The organism is Colidextribacter sp. OB.20, from assembly GCF_009911595.1.
GTDB lineage: Bacteria > Bacillota > Clostridia > Oscillospirales > Oscillospiraceae > Lawsonibacter.
Map to the genome: position 1 here is coordinate 1 of NZ_QWKG01000044.1, position 16,125 is coordinate 16,125.

The 16,125-nt window shown below is 56.5% G+C and carries 14 protein-coding genes and 1 pseudogene; 12 read left to right on the forward strand and 3 right to left on the reverse strand.

Annotation, left to right across the window (positions count from 1 at the left end; all coding sequences use genetic code 11):
- The 11 genes from D1641_RS11590 to D1641_RS11635 all read left to right on the forward strand — a co-directional run.
- Positions 1 to 1,284, forward strand: a 1,284-nt coding sequence (locus D1641_RS11590; protein WP_279285684.1) for a SpaA isopeptide-forming pilin-related protein, incomplete at its 5' end; no start/stop codon positions are given.
- Between the two features lie 104 nt (positions 1,285 to 1,388).
- Entirely contained in the window at positions 1,389 to 1,541 is a 153-nt protein-coding gene (locus D1641_RS19170; protein WP_201757341.1) for a hypothetical protein, read from the forward strand.
- Between the two features lie 149 nt (positions 1,542 to 1,690).
- Positions 1,691 to 2,494, forward strand: coding sequence for a phosphoadenosine phosphosulfate reductase family protein (locus tag D1641_RS11595; protein ID WP_160665840.1), 804 nt, complete (start codon positions 1,691 to 1,693; stop codon positions 2,492 to 2,494).
- Positions 2,495 to 2,496: 2 nt separating this feature from the next.
- Entirely contained in the window at positions 2,497 to 2,676 is a 180-nt protein-coding gene (locus tag D1641_RS11600; RefSeq protein WP_160665841.1) for a hypothetical protein, read from the forward strand.
- A gap of 4 nt (positions 2,677 to 2,680) precedes the next feature.
- Positions 2,681 to 3,271: a hypothetical protein gene (locus D1641_RS11605; RefSeq protein WP_160665843.1), complete on the forward strand. Its 591-nt coding sequence runs from the start codon at positions 2,681 to 2,683 to the stop codon at positions 3,269 to 3,271.
- Positions 3,268 to 4,743, forward strand: coding sequence for a DNA cytosine methyltransferase (locus D1641_RS11610; protein ID WP_160665845.1), 1,476 nt, complete (start codon positions 3,268 to 3,270; stop codon positions 4,741 to 4,743). Before D1641_RS11605 ends, D1641_RS11610 begins: the two co-directional genes overlap by 4 nt.
- A 5-nt stretch (positions 4,744 to 4,748) precedes the next feature.
- Positions 4,749 to 5,702 (forward strand): hypothetical protein, encoded by a 954-nt coding sequence (locus D1641_RS11615; RefSeq protein WP_160665847.1) that lies wholly within the window; start codon positions 4,749 to 4,751, stop codon positions 5,700 to 5,702.
- A complete protein-coding gene (locus D1641_RS11620) occupies positions 5,699 to 6,253 on the forward strand; it encodes a hypothetical protein (protein WP_160665849.1) in 555 nt (184 codons plus the stop codon). The genes D1641_RS11615 and D1641_RS11620 overlap by 4 nt, the downstream gene beginning before the upstream one ends.
- Before the next feature lie 8 nt (positions 6,254 to 6,261).
- Positions 6,262 to 6,567, forward strand: a complete 306-nt coding sequence (locus D1641_RS11625; protein WP_160665851.1) for a hypothetical protein — start codon at positions 6,262 to 6,264, stop codon at positions 6,565 to 6,567.
- On the forward strand, positions 6,564 to 6,869 hold the full coding sequence (locus D1641_RS11630; RefSeq protein ID WP_347707425.1) for a hypothetical protein: 306 nt from the start codon (positions 6,564 to 6,566) through the stop codon (positions 6,867 to 6,869). The genes D1641_RS11625 and D1641_RS11630 overlap by 4 nt, the downstream gene beginning before the upstream one ends.
- An 871-nt stretch (positions 6,870 to 7,740) precedes the next feature.
- Complete coding sequence (locus D1641_RS11635) at positions 7,741 to 8,073, forward strand: TnpV protein (protein ID WP_347707426.1); 333 nt, start codon at positions 7,741 to 7,743, stop codon at positions 8,071 to 8,073.
- On the opposite strand, the gene D1641_RS11640 is transcribed toward D1641_RS11635, so the two are convergent.
- Positions 8,058 to 8,243 (reverse strand): hypothetical protein, encoded by a 186-nt coding sequence (locus tag D1641_RS11640; RefSeq protein ID WP_160665853.1) that lies wholly within the window; start codon positions 8,241 to 8,243, stop codon positions 8,058 to 8,060. The genes D1641_RS11635 and D1641_RS11640 overlap by 16 nt on opposite strands.
- Before the next feature lie 105 nt (positions 8,244 to 8,348).
- On the opposite strand from D1641_RS11640, the gene D1641_RS19465 reads away from it, so the two are divergent.
- Positions 8,349 to 14,699 (forward strand): LPD11 domain-containing protein, encoded by a 6,351-nt coding sequence (locus tag D1641_RS19465; RefSeq protein ID WP_160665855.1) that lies wholly within the window; start codon positions 8,349 to 8,351, stop codon positions 14,697 to 14,699.
- 96 nt (positions 14,700 to 14,795) lie between these two features.
- Here D1641_RS19465 and D1641_RS19470 read toward each other — a convergent pair.
- Both D1641_RS19470 and D1641_RS11655 read right to left on the reverse strand, forming a co-directional pair.
- Positions 14,796 to 15,737 (reverse strand): annotated as a pseudogene (locus D1641_RS19470) (recombinase family protein); the annotation flags it as partial.
- Positions 15,738 to 15,774: 37 nt separating this feature from the next.
- The gene (locus D1641_RS11655) at positions 15,775 to 15,957 is read right to left on the reverse strand and encodes a hypothetical protein (protein ID WP_160665859.1); all 183 of its coding nucleotides are present in this window, start codon (positions 15,955 to 15,957) and stop codon (positions 15,775 to 15,777) included.
- Between the last annotated feature and the right edge of the window lie 168 nt (positions 15,958 to 16,125).

Below are 16,125 nucleotides of genomic sequence, written 5' to 3' on the forward strand. Positions count from 1 at the left end.
TACACCACCGACAAAAACGGCGTTATCAATCTGCCCGAAGCGGAAAAGGGCTGGTATCAGGTGGTGGAGCTGAAAGCGGCCAAGGGCTATCAGTTGGACAGCCAGCCCTATCAGATCGAGGTGAAGGACGGCGGCACCGCCACCCTGGAGATCACCAACCGGCAGACCGGCAGCGCCATCATCCACAAGATCGACAGCGTGACCGGCAAGGGCATTTTCGGCGTGAAGTTCCTGCTTTCCGATGCCAAGGGCAACCCCGTGGGCACCTATGAGAGCGACAACGAGGGGTATGTCTATGTGGACGGCGGGCTTGCGGACGGCAAGTACACCGTCCGGGAGATCGAGTGCGCGGACGGCTATATCCTGGACACCCAGCCCAAGACCATCTATGTGGAGTACGGCGGCTGTACCACTATCACCTGGAAAAACACCGCCGTCACCGGGCAAATTCAGATCACCAAGACCAGCGCCGACTACAACAGCATGAACGGCTGGCCCGCTGGCACCCCCATCCCCGGCACCGTGTTTGAGGTCTACCACTACCGCACGGGGAACCTTGTTGACACCATCCGCACCGACAAGAACGGCGTGGCCGTGTCCAAGCCCCTGCCTCTGGGCCGGTACAAGGTGGTGGAATCCCAGGCGGCGGACTTCTACGCCCTGGACAAGACCCCCATCGACGTGGAGATCGAACACGCTGGGCAGATCGTCAAAGCGGCTATGACCAACAAGAGCCTTTACACCAATGTGGCAATTCAGAAAACCGGCTATGCCGAGGTCATGCCCGGTCAGAACATCCGCTACACGTTCAGCGGCATCGGCAACAACTCCACCACGGCGCTCACGTCCTTCTATTGGCGCGATACCCTGCCCGTGGAGGCGGTACGGCTGGCGAAGATCACCACCGGCACCTACAATGCCGCTGGCAGCTACAAGATCGTCTACAAGACCAATCTCTCCGGGGCTGACTACCGTGTGCTGGCGGACAGCCTGAACACCCAGCAGAACTATGTGCTGGAGGCGTCCCCCGTGGCCCTGCGGCTGGCGTCCAACGAGTATGTCACGGAAGTGATATTCGTGTTCGGCGTCGTGCCCGCCAACTTCCGGCAGGTAGAAGCCCCCAAAATTGACTGCACCGTTGTGTCCTGGGCCAAGGGCGGCAGTCAGTTCGTCAATCAGGCGGACGTGGGCGGCGTCTACAACGGACAGTGGATCATGGCTACCACCCGCTGGGTGACGAAGGTCTACGCTCCCCCCAAGCGCCTGCCCACCACAGGCTATTAAGCACCATCCCCGTGGCCCGCACAGCGGGCCACTTACATACCCATTCGCACATTTGAAACCGCTTGTTTTTTTCTGTACTATGGTGGTGAAAGGAGCTGTTTCAAATGTTCAAACGGGAAAAGAAAGTTTATCTCCAACTGACTGACGGAGAATACCGGCTTGTGCGGAAGTACCTGCTGGACTGGCGAAACAAGCTGACCACTCAGGGCCGGGACGCCTCCCCGGTGAATGAGCTTCTGACAAGGCTGATGGCCTGAAAATAAAGTATTCCTCCATACATACACCGCTCTTTGTCCGCTGGACACAGGGCGGTGTAAATTTTTGGACAAGGAGGAACCGGCATTGAACATCAGGTATCGTTTGCAACTCTACGAGGAACCGCCTAACCGAGAGAGGGGGCGGGAGCATGGGTGCTGACAGCAAGAACCCCATAGAGGGCAGCTATCACGCCGTTTCCCTCTCAGGGGGTAAGGACAGTACGGCCATGCTCCTGCTGATGATCGAACGGGATATGCCCATCGACGTGGTACTGACCGCCGACACAGGCATGGAGTTCCCGGAGATGTATGAACACATGGAGAAGCTGGACGACCTGCTCTACCGGGAGCGCGGCATCCACATCACCACCCTGCGGCACCCCAAAGGCTTTGAATGGCTCATGTTTGAGGAACCGAAGGTAAAACAGTCCAGCATTGAGAACCGTCAACGGCTGGGGGTATCCCTCTATGGAAACGGCTGGCCCGGTGTCCGTGTTCGCTGGTGTACGGGCCAGTTAAAAACCCACCTCATTCAAAAAGAGGTAAACCGGCTGAAAAAAGAGCGGAACGCCCTGCACTATGTGGGGATCGCCGCCGATGAGCCGAAGCGTATCAAGGACGAACAATATCCCCTGGTGGATTGGGGTATCACCGAAGCCGAGGCTTTGCGGATCAGCTATAACCGGGGCTTTGATTGGGGCGGACTGTATCGGATATACAACCGCTGTTCCTGCTGGTGCTGCCCCCTCCAACGAATCGGGGAGCTAAAAAAGCTGCGTACCCACCATCCTGAATTGTGGGCGCGGCTCCGGGAGATGGACAAGCGGGCCATCGCGCAGTTTGGACACAACCCCCTGGGGCAATTTACAAAAAATTGGACAGTGGAACAGTTAGAAGGTCGATTTGCCAACGAGGACAGGCAAATCGACTTTTCTGATAGAGGGGAGCGATAATCATGGGTAAAGAAAAAAACATGGACAAGGAGTTGTCCGATATGCTGCGGGGCGTTCCGCCGCAAAACATCTTGATTTCCTTTGACGGTAAGCCTGCCAAATCCCTGGCGGATTACGCAAAAGAGCAGCAGGAAAAGGCCCGCCAGAAGAAGCGCAGGCCGCGTGATGACCGGGAGAGGTGACACTATGCAGAACGAAAAGCGGATGATAGAAAATTTTGAGATCATCCATGCACTCCAGATAGGAGCGCGTGAGGTGGTGGTGGGCGTCAGCCCGGAGCAGGAGTTCATGTGCTGTTTCTGCACACAGGACGGAATGCGTGAATATTACGCCGAGGCGATGGCCAGCGACGACTATCTGGAGATTATGGAGTTGTATGCCGACAGGCTGAAAGGACAGGTGGCGGCTTTGCAGGCCCAGCGCAAGACCCTCCATATCCCGCTGGAGCTGCTGGGCCGTGAACACTGTTTTCCGCTGAATGACAGCGACGACATCACCGGCAAGGTGGTGGCGGTCAAACCAACTTCTCTCCGCTATGAGTACCAGCGGGCAGACTGCCAGCTTATTCTTGTGACGAATGGCAGCGGAGCGCGGGGCTACTCTCGCGGCACCTCAGTCTATGGCGTCAATGTGTTCACAGGCCGCAGGGATGGCCGGTGGGAGCGCAGGGACGTTTTGGGTGAGGTCAGGCCGGAGTGTCTGCCACAGTGGGCAAAAGAGCATTTGTCGGTCATTCAGCGGGAGCGAGCCTTGGAACAGGGGCGTGACAGCCGATGAAACTTCTGCTGGGCGGCTCCCCCTGCACCCATTGGAGCATAGCACAGACACGGAACCGAGAAACACAGCCGGAGGGCTTGGGCTGGGAGCTGTTTCGCAACTACCTGATCGCCAGAGAGCGGTACGGGCCGGACTTCTATTTATACGAGAACAACAAGAGCATGGCCCCGGCGATACGGGCACAGATCACGGCGGAGCTGGGCGTGGAACCCATTTTGATAAACTCCGCCCTTGTGTCCGCCCAAAGCCGTCAGCGGCTCTACTGGACGAACATCCCCGGCGTGGAACTGCCGGAGGATCAGGGCCTTATCCTGTTGGATGTTCTGGAGAGCGGTCTGCCGCTCCATGAAAAGGGCTACACGCTGAAAGCAAATTACAGCAGGGCCAGCGCCGTGAACGCCCTGGACGGCGGGCACTTCCCCGCACCTATGGCAATAGAGCCGGTGAACGTCACCGCCGACGGGAAAGCCCAATGCCTGCGGGCCACCTACTACAAAGACGGCATCCGCAATATGGTGGGCAACACCATAGACCGCAAGACCTGTGTGGCCGAAGCGGTCAGTGTAAACCGGCTGGGCGGTCTTTACGGCCAGCATACCCGCTGGGGTGTGTTCGATGTGAGTGGGAAAGTCCCCTGCCTGACAGCATCGGCGGGCATGGGCGGCGGACACGTCCCCATGTTCCCCATCCGGGTGGGCACCATAGAGAGCGGCACCGGCTCCGAGGGTCAGGGGCACCGGGTATATTCAGCGGACGGCAAGAGCAAGACCCTGTGTGGGAACGGCGGCGGGGCCGGGGCGAAAACCGGGCTTTATACCACCCCCACCGACTGTCCTGCCCTGCGGGTAGCGGAGGCCACCGCCAAAGGGTATGCCGACATCCTCCCCGGTGAGTGTGTTGACCTGACCATGCCCAACAGCAAGACCCGCAGGGGCCGTGCCATGCGGGAAAAGGCGAACTGCCTGACCACCTCCTGCCAGTATTATCAGTATTGCGGGACGCTGGACAGGCCCATCTACGAAGTTCGGGACGGCCAGATCACGATAAAGGGCCAACAGTACCCCATCAAGCTGATAGACGGCTGCTATATCATCCGCAAGCTGACAGTGCTGGAGTGTATGCGGCTCCAAACGGTGCCGGAGGGCTTTGTGTTCCCGGTCAGCAACACCCAGGCTTACAAGATGTTGGGCAACGGCTGGACGGTGGACGTGATTGCCCACATCCTCTCCTACTGCCCCGGCATCACCGTGGAACCGCTGGAAGTGCTGTCCATGTATGACGGCATGAGCTGCGGCCACCTGGCCCTTAACAAGCTGGGGGCCACCGTTCTCCGCTACTACGCCACCGAGATCGACAAATACGCCATCAAGACCACCCAAACAAACTTCCCCGACACCATCCAATTAGGTGACGCTTTTCAGGTGCGGGAGGATAAATGGTGGTCTTTTTTTGAGCAAGTGAAAGGAGTGTGACTTTGATGGAATTGACGTTTCATACCGCTACCCCAGCGGAGCGGCTTTATACCACCCGCCAGAGTACGCAGATCGGAGGGCAGACCGGGAGCATCGGCCATCTGCGGGCCGACATGGGAGAGGACGGCAAGGGCTTTTTTACAAAGTGGCAGAGCCACCGAGGGGACATGGACACCGAGGAATTTCACCAGGAGCTTGAAAGTGTCCTGAACGCCCTGGTGGGCGACGGGCAGTACGGCGGCTTTTTGAAAAGCCGGGACGCCATGCGGGACTTCTGCCAGGGGCACCCGGAGAGCGGCTTTAACGACGGCTTTGCGTTCGGCTTCCGGGCGGACACGGCGCAGTATGCCTACCTGATACGGCTGCAACCCTACAAGGGGGAGGAAAACCTGTTCATCTACTGCTACCGCCGGGACTGGCTGGACAGCCACATGAAACAGGCTGAAAAGGGCATCCGTTTCATTACCCCGCACTATGAGGAAAAATTCAGAGTTGCGGACGGCGACAGTGTGCGGATCAGGTGCCCTGATGGGAGGCAGCTTGACCGGGTATGCCGGTATATCGACGAGTGCCATGTGGAGGTGGGCACCGGCTGGGACAACCTCTACCATATCTGCCAGTTTGCCGAGATGATGGAGCGCAACGGCAATTCTGTGATCCCCCTCAGAAGCTCCCTGCCAGCGGTATGCTACGGCAAGACGCAGGAGAAGCGGGCCATCGTGATGTTTGAGCGGGGTTTTGACGGCTACCGCTCCGCGTCCTATGTGACAAAGGGCCGCACCAGCCAGAAGCTCGTTGACGAGCTGAACGGAGAACTGGGTGTAAGCAAGGCACAGGTGGCGGCGATGCTGGCCGGGGCTATGCGGGGCTGGGCCACCCCCGCCGCCGACCCGAAGAACTACGACGAGCAGGGCCAGCCCATCAAGGCCAGAAACCGGGACAGAGGTGATGCCCGGTGACGGAACAGAAGCATCTTATCTGGAGCGACTATGACGTGGATTATGAGGACTGGCGGGCTGAACTGGAAGCTGAGTACCCGGAGCTGACCGAGGACGAGCGCATGATGCTGATGTATGAGATGAACGGCGGCTATCTGGACGATGAGCGTGTGAACCTGAACATCCAGCTTGACCAGCCCATCTTGATTATTGCCGACCTGGGCCTCTGGACGGGGCGGCACATGGGCTATAAGGAGATCGCCAGCGGCAACATCCGGGACTGCCTTTACAGTGACCGGGACATTGACTATTCCACCTGGTACGTTGACAGGCTGGGCGACCTGCGCTGCGACGCCATCCACCATGACGGCACAAATCATTTGCTGTACCGCACCTATAAGCCCGGAGTACGGGACTCTCAAATCGACCTACTGAAAGAAAAATTGTATTACGGCACAGCGACACGCGCCGATATTACCCGGATCACCCGCAGATTAGGGGACGAGATTGGAAAGGTTTACGGCTGGGACTTCCCCCAGCGTGGGCGGCAGGCTGTGTCCGTGGAAAGGTAGAGCGCATTATGGCACGATTACCGAATGTCAAATTGAAGGTACACCCCTCCATGTTCGACCTGATGATGTCCGTTCTGGAGCGCAATGCCGCCGCCGAGGATGTGCTGACCCGCAATAACGCCAAAGACCTGATGGACAAGCGTATGCGGTTCACCCGGCTCTATCCCGGCAAAGGCGGTGAGCAGTACGCCAGCATCCAGATGTATGAGAGCGAGGCCGCAGAGATGGTCTGGCAACTTCTCTACGCCTGTATCGGGGCTATTGAGGTGGAAAAGGAGTACAGCGCGGAGCTGTGCAAAGGTGGTGCCCCGTGAAGGGCGCACCCATCGACAAGGCCCTGTGCGAATACCTGAAACGATACCGCCGAGGACAGGAAAGCGCGGCCTCCAGCAAGGAGCTGGAGGCCGCGTTCCACGTCAAGGGGACGGAGCTGCGGCGGGCCGTCAACCGCCTGCGCTGTGACGGCCACCCCATTTGCAGCGACGCCACCGGCTACTTCTACGCGGCGCGGCAGTCTGAGATCAGGGCCACCGTCACCCAGCTCACCGGGCGCATCTCCAGGATCGCCGCCGCCACAAAGGGGCTGCTGAAATCTTATGATGAAAAGGAGGGATAGATCATGGCGAGGAAGCCTGAACCCATTGTCCAGCTTGCGGCGCAGACCGCCCAACAAATTTCCGCCAATAGTGGGAACTATATGGCGTTCCTGACCACCGCCGCCCACAACTTCAAGTACAATTTCCGCGACCAGCTCTTGATTTTTGCCCAAAAGCCAGACGCCACCGCCTGCGCTCAGACCGACTTCTGGAACAAGCATGGCCGGTGGGTGAACCGGGGCACCACGGGGATCGCCCTGCTGGTGGACACCGACCGGGGCTATAAGCTGCGGCACGTCTTTGATATGTCCGACACCAACAGCCGTGCGGGGCGCACCATCCCCATCTGGCAGATGAAGCCGCAGTACGAAGGCGCGGTGGTGGAGGCATTGGAGAACAGCTACGGGGAGTTCTCCGACAAGTCCGACTTTGCCGAGTGCCTGATGCAGACGGCAAAGGTCATCGTGGAGGACAACTTCAGCGACTACTGCGCCGAGCTGCGGGGCGTCAAGGAGGGCAGTCTGCTGGAGGAACTGGACGACCTCAGTACGGAGAGCTGGTTTAAGGGCCTGTTGGAGAGCAGCGTGGCCTATGTCATGCTGACCCGGTGCGGCATTGACCCCCAGGAGTTCTTCAGCGGCGAGGATTTTGCCCATATCTACGACTTCAATACCCCGGAAACTCTGTCCATCCTGGGGGGTGCGGTCAGCGATATTGCCGAGATGCCCCTGCGGGAGATTGCCAGCACGGTGCTGAATCTGTACCGGGAGGAACAAAAGCAAAATCGCACATTTGCCGGACCGCCCGCAAGCCGGTATAATCATAACAGAACACAGCCACAAAGAAAATCGCAGCTTGAAAGGAGCGTTGAACATGGAACTGACGTACCGAATGGAGAACGGCTACCGCCTGCCCAACCTGGACGTGCCGGAGGCCCCGAAGGTAGGAAAATATGGGATGCTGCGGCGCAGTTATCTCAAAAGCCACAGGAACGGCTACTACACGGGGATGCTTCTCAGCGGCAGGCTGGACGCCCATCTGGAGAAGATCGACCGGCAGGCCACCGAGATGGTGGAGCGGCTGACGGCGCGAATGGCGCGGGAACAGGGCGTGACGGAGGAACTGAAAGCGTCCGATCAGATGAAGTGGGTGGGCCTGATGAACAGCATCCAGGCGGCGGCGGAGGAAGTGGCGCTGGCGGAGCTGATCTACACCGACGTATAAGCGACACACTTCCCACCGAGGAAGAACAGAAAGCGGCTATCCAAGCGGCGGAGGATGAACAGTCCTCCGCTTTTGCTATCTCCCAGGAGGATATTGACGCTGTTCTCTTGCATGGCAGCGGCATAGCCGATGGAAAATCCCGCATTTTTGAGCAGTTTGAAACGGCTCATAGCTCCGCCGAAAACGCATCTTTCCTCAAAGACGAATACAAATCGACCACTTATTTTACTGTTACCACAGACAGGAAGATACGCGCATGGTTTGACCGTAGTGGTGTGAAAATCTCCATCGGTGATCTGTCCAGGCCAGAGGCCGAGATCAGGCTGACGTGGAAAAGGGCTGCGAAACGCATTGGGCAGCTCGTGGAGGCGGGCCGCTACCTGTCACCGGCTGAAAAGGAAAAATACCAGGAGCATCAACGTCAGGAGAGTGTTCCCGGCCCTCTGGCCGCAGCGCCGGAGCCGGAGCATGACGAGCTGAACCCGGCCCCGGCCACGCCGAAGGAGTACCGGCTGACTATGGGGGCCACGGTCTACCTGGGGACGCAGAGGTATGAGCTGCTGGCCTATGACGAGCAGACTGTCCGGCTCTTTGACCCGGCGTTTCCCATCATCAACAAGGAACTGCCCCGCACCGAGTTTGACCGCCTGCTGGCCGAGAACCCGTTGAATGATGGTCTGCTTCAGGAGGCGGAGGATGCAGCACCCGCCTCCGAATCTGCGGAGCCTGACACCCCCGGTTATGATCTGGGCTATGGGCACATGGGCAACGGCGTGACGGTGTGGAACCGGCTGGAACTGCGGGACGGTGACTATAAGACCATCGCCCATATCTCCCCCGACCGAACCGTGACCTATTATGAGGACGGTTTGCCGGAGGATGTGCGGGCGCGTATCGAAGAAATTGCCGCCACCTCCACCATGAGCATCTCCGCCACTCAGAACGCTCCCGTGTTCTCTGCTCCGCCGTTGGTGCGGGAACCCGCCGTTCCTTCCACCGAGGCCAGTGAACCGGCCTACCTGCCCCATGAGCTTCCCTATATCTTCTGCGAGTGGAGCGAGAGCATTGTCTTTCAGGATAAGACGGCCTACTCTCTCCAAGAGTTTGACCGGCTGATGAAGCAGGCGGACGATGAATATGTCGCTGGAAAAACGGCTGCTATGGCGAAATACGGAACGTGGCAAAAATGGTACGACGCCAACGACCCGGAATATAAAAACTTTTTAGGTTACGATAAAGTCAAATTCACCCTTGTCATGCCGAATGGACAGATATTCACCGAGCGGCAGGACATTGGGGACGGCGACGGCGGTGTGCTGGATTTTCTCGAACAGTACGACAAATACCGCAAGATCGTCCCCGCTTTGCGGGAGGCCATCCGCAAGGAGGCGGAGGGACCCCTTAATATCTCCACCCCGCAGCCGGAGCCTGTCAGCGGCAGGTTTTGGGACGCCTATAATTCCATCAAGGAGCGTTATCATGACAGCCTTGTACTCTATCAGGTAGGGGACTTTTTTGAACTCTACGGCGAGGACGCGAAAACTGCGGCGCTGGAGCTTGACCTGACTTTGACGCTCCGCAATATCCCCGAATATGGCCGTTTGCCCATGTGCGGTTTCCCCGCTCATGCGTTGGAGGACAACGCGGCACAGCTGACCGCCCAAGGCTATGACGTGACAGTAGCGGCTCTGGAAGAAACTCAGCGTAAAATCTCCCTTATGCCCGCGCCGCCCGTTGAGAAAGCGAAACGCATCATTCGGCATTTTTATACGGATGACTTTGAAAAGCCGGTGGACTTTTCCGACCTGCACAACGTCACGTTCAGCCACAGAACCACCCGTGACGGGAAACATCACATTGTCGTGACCGCTGACCTCATCGACTATCGCTTGATCTGTCAGGCGGACGGTGAAGTGATGCTGTCCCTCCAATGTCATGACATGGACGATCTGACGGAATACCTCACTAATTTGAGTGTTGATAATCTGATCGACTATGTGGAGGCTCAGTACAAAAAACGCCAGCCCCAGCAAAAAGACGATGATTTTTCCGACATTGACCCCGCCGCCATCCGTGCCGCCCTCGCGGAGAACGGCATCGTGGACGGCCATGTGGTTGACCCGGAGAAGCTGGACGCAAATCCCTTTATTCAGCAGGTCATGGCCGACGTGGAGCAGATCGCCGCCGATGCACTCACACCCGATGAACGCTTTTCCATCATCGAAACGGAAAAGGGCTACGCCGTATGGGATGATATTCAGGGCGGGATATATGTGGACGGCGAGGGCGTACAGGAGGAATTTAGCAGCGAATGGCAGGCCGAGGATTATCTGAAGCAAGTCAGGAAGGACGCGGCGGACAAGGAGGCCGCTGATTGGCTGGCGGTAGAACGAGCCAAGCAGGAGCCGGAACCGCAGGAACCGGCCCCTCCCGCTTCCCAGGACAGGGACACGGAGAAGATGGCGGAGTATCTATTCGACCAGGAGCGTATCGTTATCTCCAAATTCCCTAACGGCAAGTTTTATAACCATTATGGCTATGATGAACAGCGTGATTTTTCCCATGCGACAGCGGGCGGCTTTGATACGTTTGAAGAAGCTGAAAAAGCACTGTACGCCCACCGGCCAAAAGCAGAAAAGGTTTTGGAACCGGCTGAAAAAGCAGGGGGCAACACTCCAACGGAGCCTGACTACCAGCTATTAGACCGTCTGCGTTCTGACTGTGAGTATTACCTGGGGGCCGGACAGTTTTCCGAAAAACACCTATGGGCCGGAAGTGTGGAAGCGCAGATCTCCAAAATGCGGGAGTTGTACGCGGCCCTGCCGGAAAAACCTGAATGGCTGACTGAGCAAGACATTGACCGCTATGAAGCGCGGATGAGCCGCACACCGGCTGAAAAGGAAAACACGGCTGGGACGGTTGAAAAGGGCACCAAAAGTTTAGCGGATGGGCACGGCCATGATAGTGCGGGGCCAGCCCAGGTCCCGCCCACACCCCGGCGCAAGCCCAGAGTATCCCCCTTTGTCCTTCACCCCAAAGTCCCCACCGCAGACCGGCATGAGTACCACATCACCGATGACGCCATCGGCGTGGGAACGCCGGGGACACGGTTCAACAACAATGTCCGGGCCATCCGCCTGCTGAAAAAGCTGGAACGTGAGGAACGGTTCGCAACCCCGGAGGAACAGGCGGTATTGGCGCAGTATGTGGGCTGGGGCGGTCTGTCCGATTGCTTTGACGAGCGCCACAGTAAGTACGCCGAACTGAAAGCCTTACTCACCGAGGATGAATATGAAGCTGCCGCAGAATCCACCCTCACCGCATTTTATACCCCGCCCGTGGTTATCCGCTCCATCTATCAGGCATTGGAGAACATGGGCTTCAAGGCCGGGAATCTGCTGGAGCCGTCCTGCGGCATTGGCAACTTTATCGGTATGCGCCCGGATGATCTGGCCGACTCCAAAATCTACGGCATAGAGCTGGACAGTATCAGCGGACGTATTGCCCAACAGCTCTATCAAAAATCTTCCATCGCTGTCCAGGGGTTTGAGAAAACAGACCTCCCGGACAGCTTTTTTGACGCCGCCATCGGCAACGTGCCGTTTGGGGCGTTCAAGGTATCTGACAAACGGTACGACAAACACAACTTTCTCATTCACGATTATTTCTTTGCCCGAACGCTGGATAAAGTCAGACCGGGCGGCATCATCGCCTTTGTCACCAGCAAGGGCACGATGGACAAGGAGAACCCCAGCGTCCGAAAGTATATCGCGCAGCGGGCCGATCTGCTGGGAGCCATCCGCCTGCCTAATAATACGTTCAAGGACGCCGCTGGCACAGAAGTAACCAGCGACATCTTGTTTTTGCAGAAGCGGGACGCTCTTTCCAGCGAGGAACCGGCCTGGGTACACCTGAACACCGATGAAAACGGGCTGAAAATGAATCAGTATTTCATTGACCACCCGGACATGGTGATGGGTGAAATGCGTGAGGTCAGCGGCCCCCACGGGCCGGAAACCGCCTGCCTGCCCCGCGAGGAGCAAGACCTGGGCGAACAGCTCACCGCCGCCATCCAGAATATCCAAGGCACCATCACCGAGTATGTGCTGGACGACCCAGAGACGGAGGACGAGGACAGATCCATCCCCGCCGACCCGAATGTGCGGAATTTCAGCTATACCGTAGTGGACGGCGAAATCTACTACCGGGAAAACAGCCGGATGAACCCGGTGGAGGTGTCGGTGACGGCGGCGAACCGCATCAAGGGGCTGATCCGCATACGGGACTGTGTGCGGACGCTCATTGAGTATCAGACCGAGGACTGGCCCGCCGAAGATATTCAAGCCCAACAGCGCAAATTGAACGCCCTCTATGACGCCTATGTGGAGAAGTATGGGCGTATCAACTCCCGCGCCAACAGCATAGCGTTCCGAATGGACAGCGCCTACTTTCTGCTGTCCTCCCTGGAGGTGCTGGATGACGAGCGGAACTTTGTCCGCAAGGCGGATATGTTCACCAAGCGCACCATTAGGCAGAAAACCGTTATCACCAGCGTGGATACCGCATCCGAGGCCCTGGCCGTATCACTGGCTGAAAAAGCAAAAGTAGATATGGCCTTTATGGTAGAGCTGACCGGCAAAACTGAACAGGAGGTATTTACCGAGCTGGCTGGTGTGATCTTCCTGAACCCCATGCACGGGTACGGCGGCAACACGCAGGCAAAGTATCTCACCGCCGATGAATACCTCTCCGGCAACGTGCGGGAAAAGCTGGAATGGGCAAGGCGGAGCGCCGAGCTGTACCCGGAGGACTATGCCGCCAATGTGGAGGCACTGGAACAGGTGCAGCCGGTAGACCTGAACGCCAGTGATATTTCTGTGCGCCTGGGTTCCACCTGGCTCCCCCCGGATGTGGTGGAGCAGTTTGTTTTTGAACTGCTGGACACGTCCGATAATTGTCAGGAAAAAATTCATCTCCATTTTTCCCAATACACGGGGGCCTGGAACGTGGAGGGGAAAAGTGTTGACCGGGTGAACGTCAAGGCTGACAGCACCTACGGCACCACCCGCGTCAATGCCTACAAGATCATCGAGGACACCCTGAACCTGCGGGATGTGCGGATTTTTGACTATGTTCAGGACAGGGACGGGAAGAAAGTCGCTGTCCTGAACAAGAAAGAAACCGCCATCGCCCAGGGCAAGCAGGAGCTTATCAAGCAGGCGTTCCAGGACTGGATATGGAAAGACCCGACCCGGAGAGAACGGCTGACAACGCTCTACAATGAGAAATTCAACAATCTGCGTCCCCGTGAGTACGATGGGAGCCATATCAACTTTGCGGGCATGAACCCGGAAATCACCCTGCGACCCCATCAGTTGAACGCCATCGCCCGCATCCTCTACGGCGGCAACACCCTGTTAGGCCATGTGGTGGGGGCCGGGAAAACGTGGGAGATGGTGGCGGCGGCGCAGGAGAGCAAGCGGCTGGGCCTGTGTCAAAAGAGCCTGTTCGTTGTCCCCAACCATCTGACGGAGCAGTGGGCGGCGGAGTATTTGCAGCTCTACCCCTCCGCCAATATCCTGGTGGCGACCAGGAAAGACTTTGAAACCAAGAACCGCAAGCGGTTTTGCAGCCGGATCGCCACCGGCGACTATGATGCTGTCATCATTGGACACAGCCAGTTTGAGAAGATACCCATGAGCGTGGAGCGCCAGCGGCTTACGCTGGAGCGGCAGTTGGATGAAGTCATTGGCGGCATCTCAGAACTGAAAGCGCAAAACGGAGAGCGTTTCTCTATCAAGCAGCTGGAGAAAACCAGGAAAGACATCAAAGAAAAACTGGACCAACTGAACGATCAGAGCCGCAAAGATGATGTGGTCACGTTTGAGGAATTGGGCGTTGACCGCATTTTCATTGACGAAGCCCATTATTACAAGAATCTCGCCGCGTTTTCTAAAATGCGGAACGTAGGCGGTATCAGTCAGACCGAAGCACAGAAGTCCAGCGACCTCTATATGAAGTGCCGCTATCTGGACGAGCTGACCGATGGCCGGGGCGTTATTTTCGCCACAGGAACGCCTATTGATACACCTTATCTACGCTTAAATACTGAACTGAATATCAACCCCGTACTCGTCCGAAATGTACACAACATCAATCATGGTGACAGCCAGAACGTGCTTTTCCTCAACGGTCAGAGAATCCCAACGAGCCATAGGGTCAGCCAGCGGAGCGGTGTCGATATCCTTGTGCTTTCTGGTCTTGGAGCGGAGCTTTTCTTCCAACTCGGACTTCTGAGAGTGAAGAACGTTTACCCGGTCTTGGATGTACCCGAAAAGTACGCTGTCCGCATCTGCCAGCTTGTCCATCAGCTTGCGAATTTCATCATCGGCCCGGATAATCTCAGCCTTGATATTCTCCGTTTCTGCGTCTGGCTTTTGCTGTTCAGTTTTAGCGATTACAAGGGCTTCCAACCGTTCCTTCATGGCCTTAAAGACGATCTGCTCCACTTCATCAGGCCGGGTTTTCAGCCGCTTCTTTACACAGCCGTTTGCTCTGTATGCCCCATGGTCCCCAAAGTACCGCCATTGTTTGGTCTTAGCAGCGTTCCAGCTATACATGAGTGACAGCGCATAGTGACAATGACCGCACTTGGCAAGGCCCACCAGCCATGAGTTTTTCGCTCCGCTGTTATTGGGAATACGTTTATTGTGGGACTTCTTATCCTGCACTGCAAGCCACGTTTCAGCATCCACTAACCCCTCGTGGTAGCCAACCTTGATGTACTCGGAACCGTCAGACCGTTTATGCCGGAAACACCCGTGGATACCATCATAGGCCGCTATATCGTCAACCACTTCATAGCCCTTTGAAATGAAATATTGGTACACATCTTTATCAGCCCGGACATACAGAGGACTGGCTAAGAGCCGCGAGAAGTGGCTCCTATCCATGTTGGTCTTTGTTGTTCTGTTGACCTCAATGCCATTATTGCGAAAATGAGCGAGAACGTCGGCTAACGAGATTTCCGGGTCTTTGTAAAGCTGGTAGGCCATCCTGACCACATCAGCCTTGTCAGAGGGAACCAGAACTGAACCGTTCTTCCCATTGACCGTCCTGCGCTCCGGCATATAGCCGTAGTAAAATTTGCCCCCCTGATAGAATCCCGTTTCCAGCGAACGGGTGCTATAGGCATCTGCGACACGCCCCGCTATCGTCTCCCTCTCAAACTCCGCAAAATTCAGCAGGGTATTCCGCATCATGCGGCCCTCTTTCGTGGCCGTGTTAAACGGCTCCGTAAGAGAAACCACGCTGACGCCGTAGCTGTCGAGCAGATCGGTCACATTGAGATATTCCCTCATGTTGCGGCTGAAACGATCATACTTCTTTACGATAATACGCTCAATCAGTCCCTCCCTGGCATCGGCCATCATCTGCTGAAATGCTGGCCTGTGTTCAATGTCCTTGCCGCTCTTGCCATCATCACAGTAAATGCGGTATTCTTCCCCCTCTCCTAAAGATTTGACGCAGTCCGCTTTTTGACTGTCGATAGAAAGAGAATTGTTATCTTTGTCCCTATCACTCACCGACCGGCGCACATAAATTGCCGTTATTTTCTTCATGTATCTGCCTCCATAAAATTTGGGCCGATAAATGCTATCCATTAACAGTATAGCATAAATCAGCCCAAATTGAAATATATCAACGGGAAATTGCAGGATTCAAAATATCATAAATCCGATTGATTTTTTGGCGGCGGGTATTTTCGGGAACACTTTCAGGAATATGTATCCGTACAACAATACCATTTGAAGCCTTCGTTTCGATGGATGCTTTCATATCGTCCTTTGCGGCGAAGGCTATAGCGGTCTTACGTTCGGTCACTGTCCTCACTCCAAGAGGAAGAACCATTCACATCCACCGCTACGAAGTGGAGGCGAATGGTTTCGCCGTCACATTACGCGGCATTGAACAAAATCAAATTTGCATCATACTCTTGGCATGACCACATTGTGCTAACCTTCAGCTAGTTAGCCAGCTACCTCCTAACTT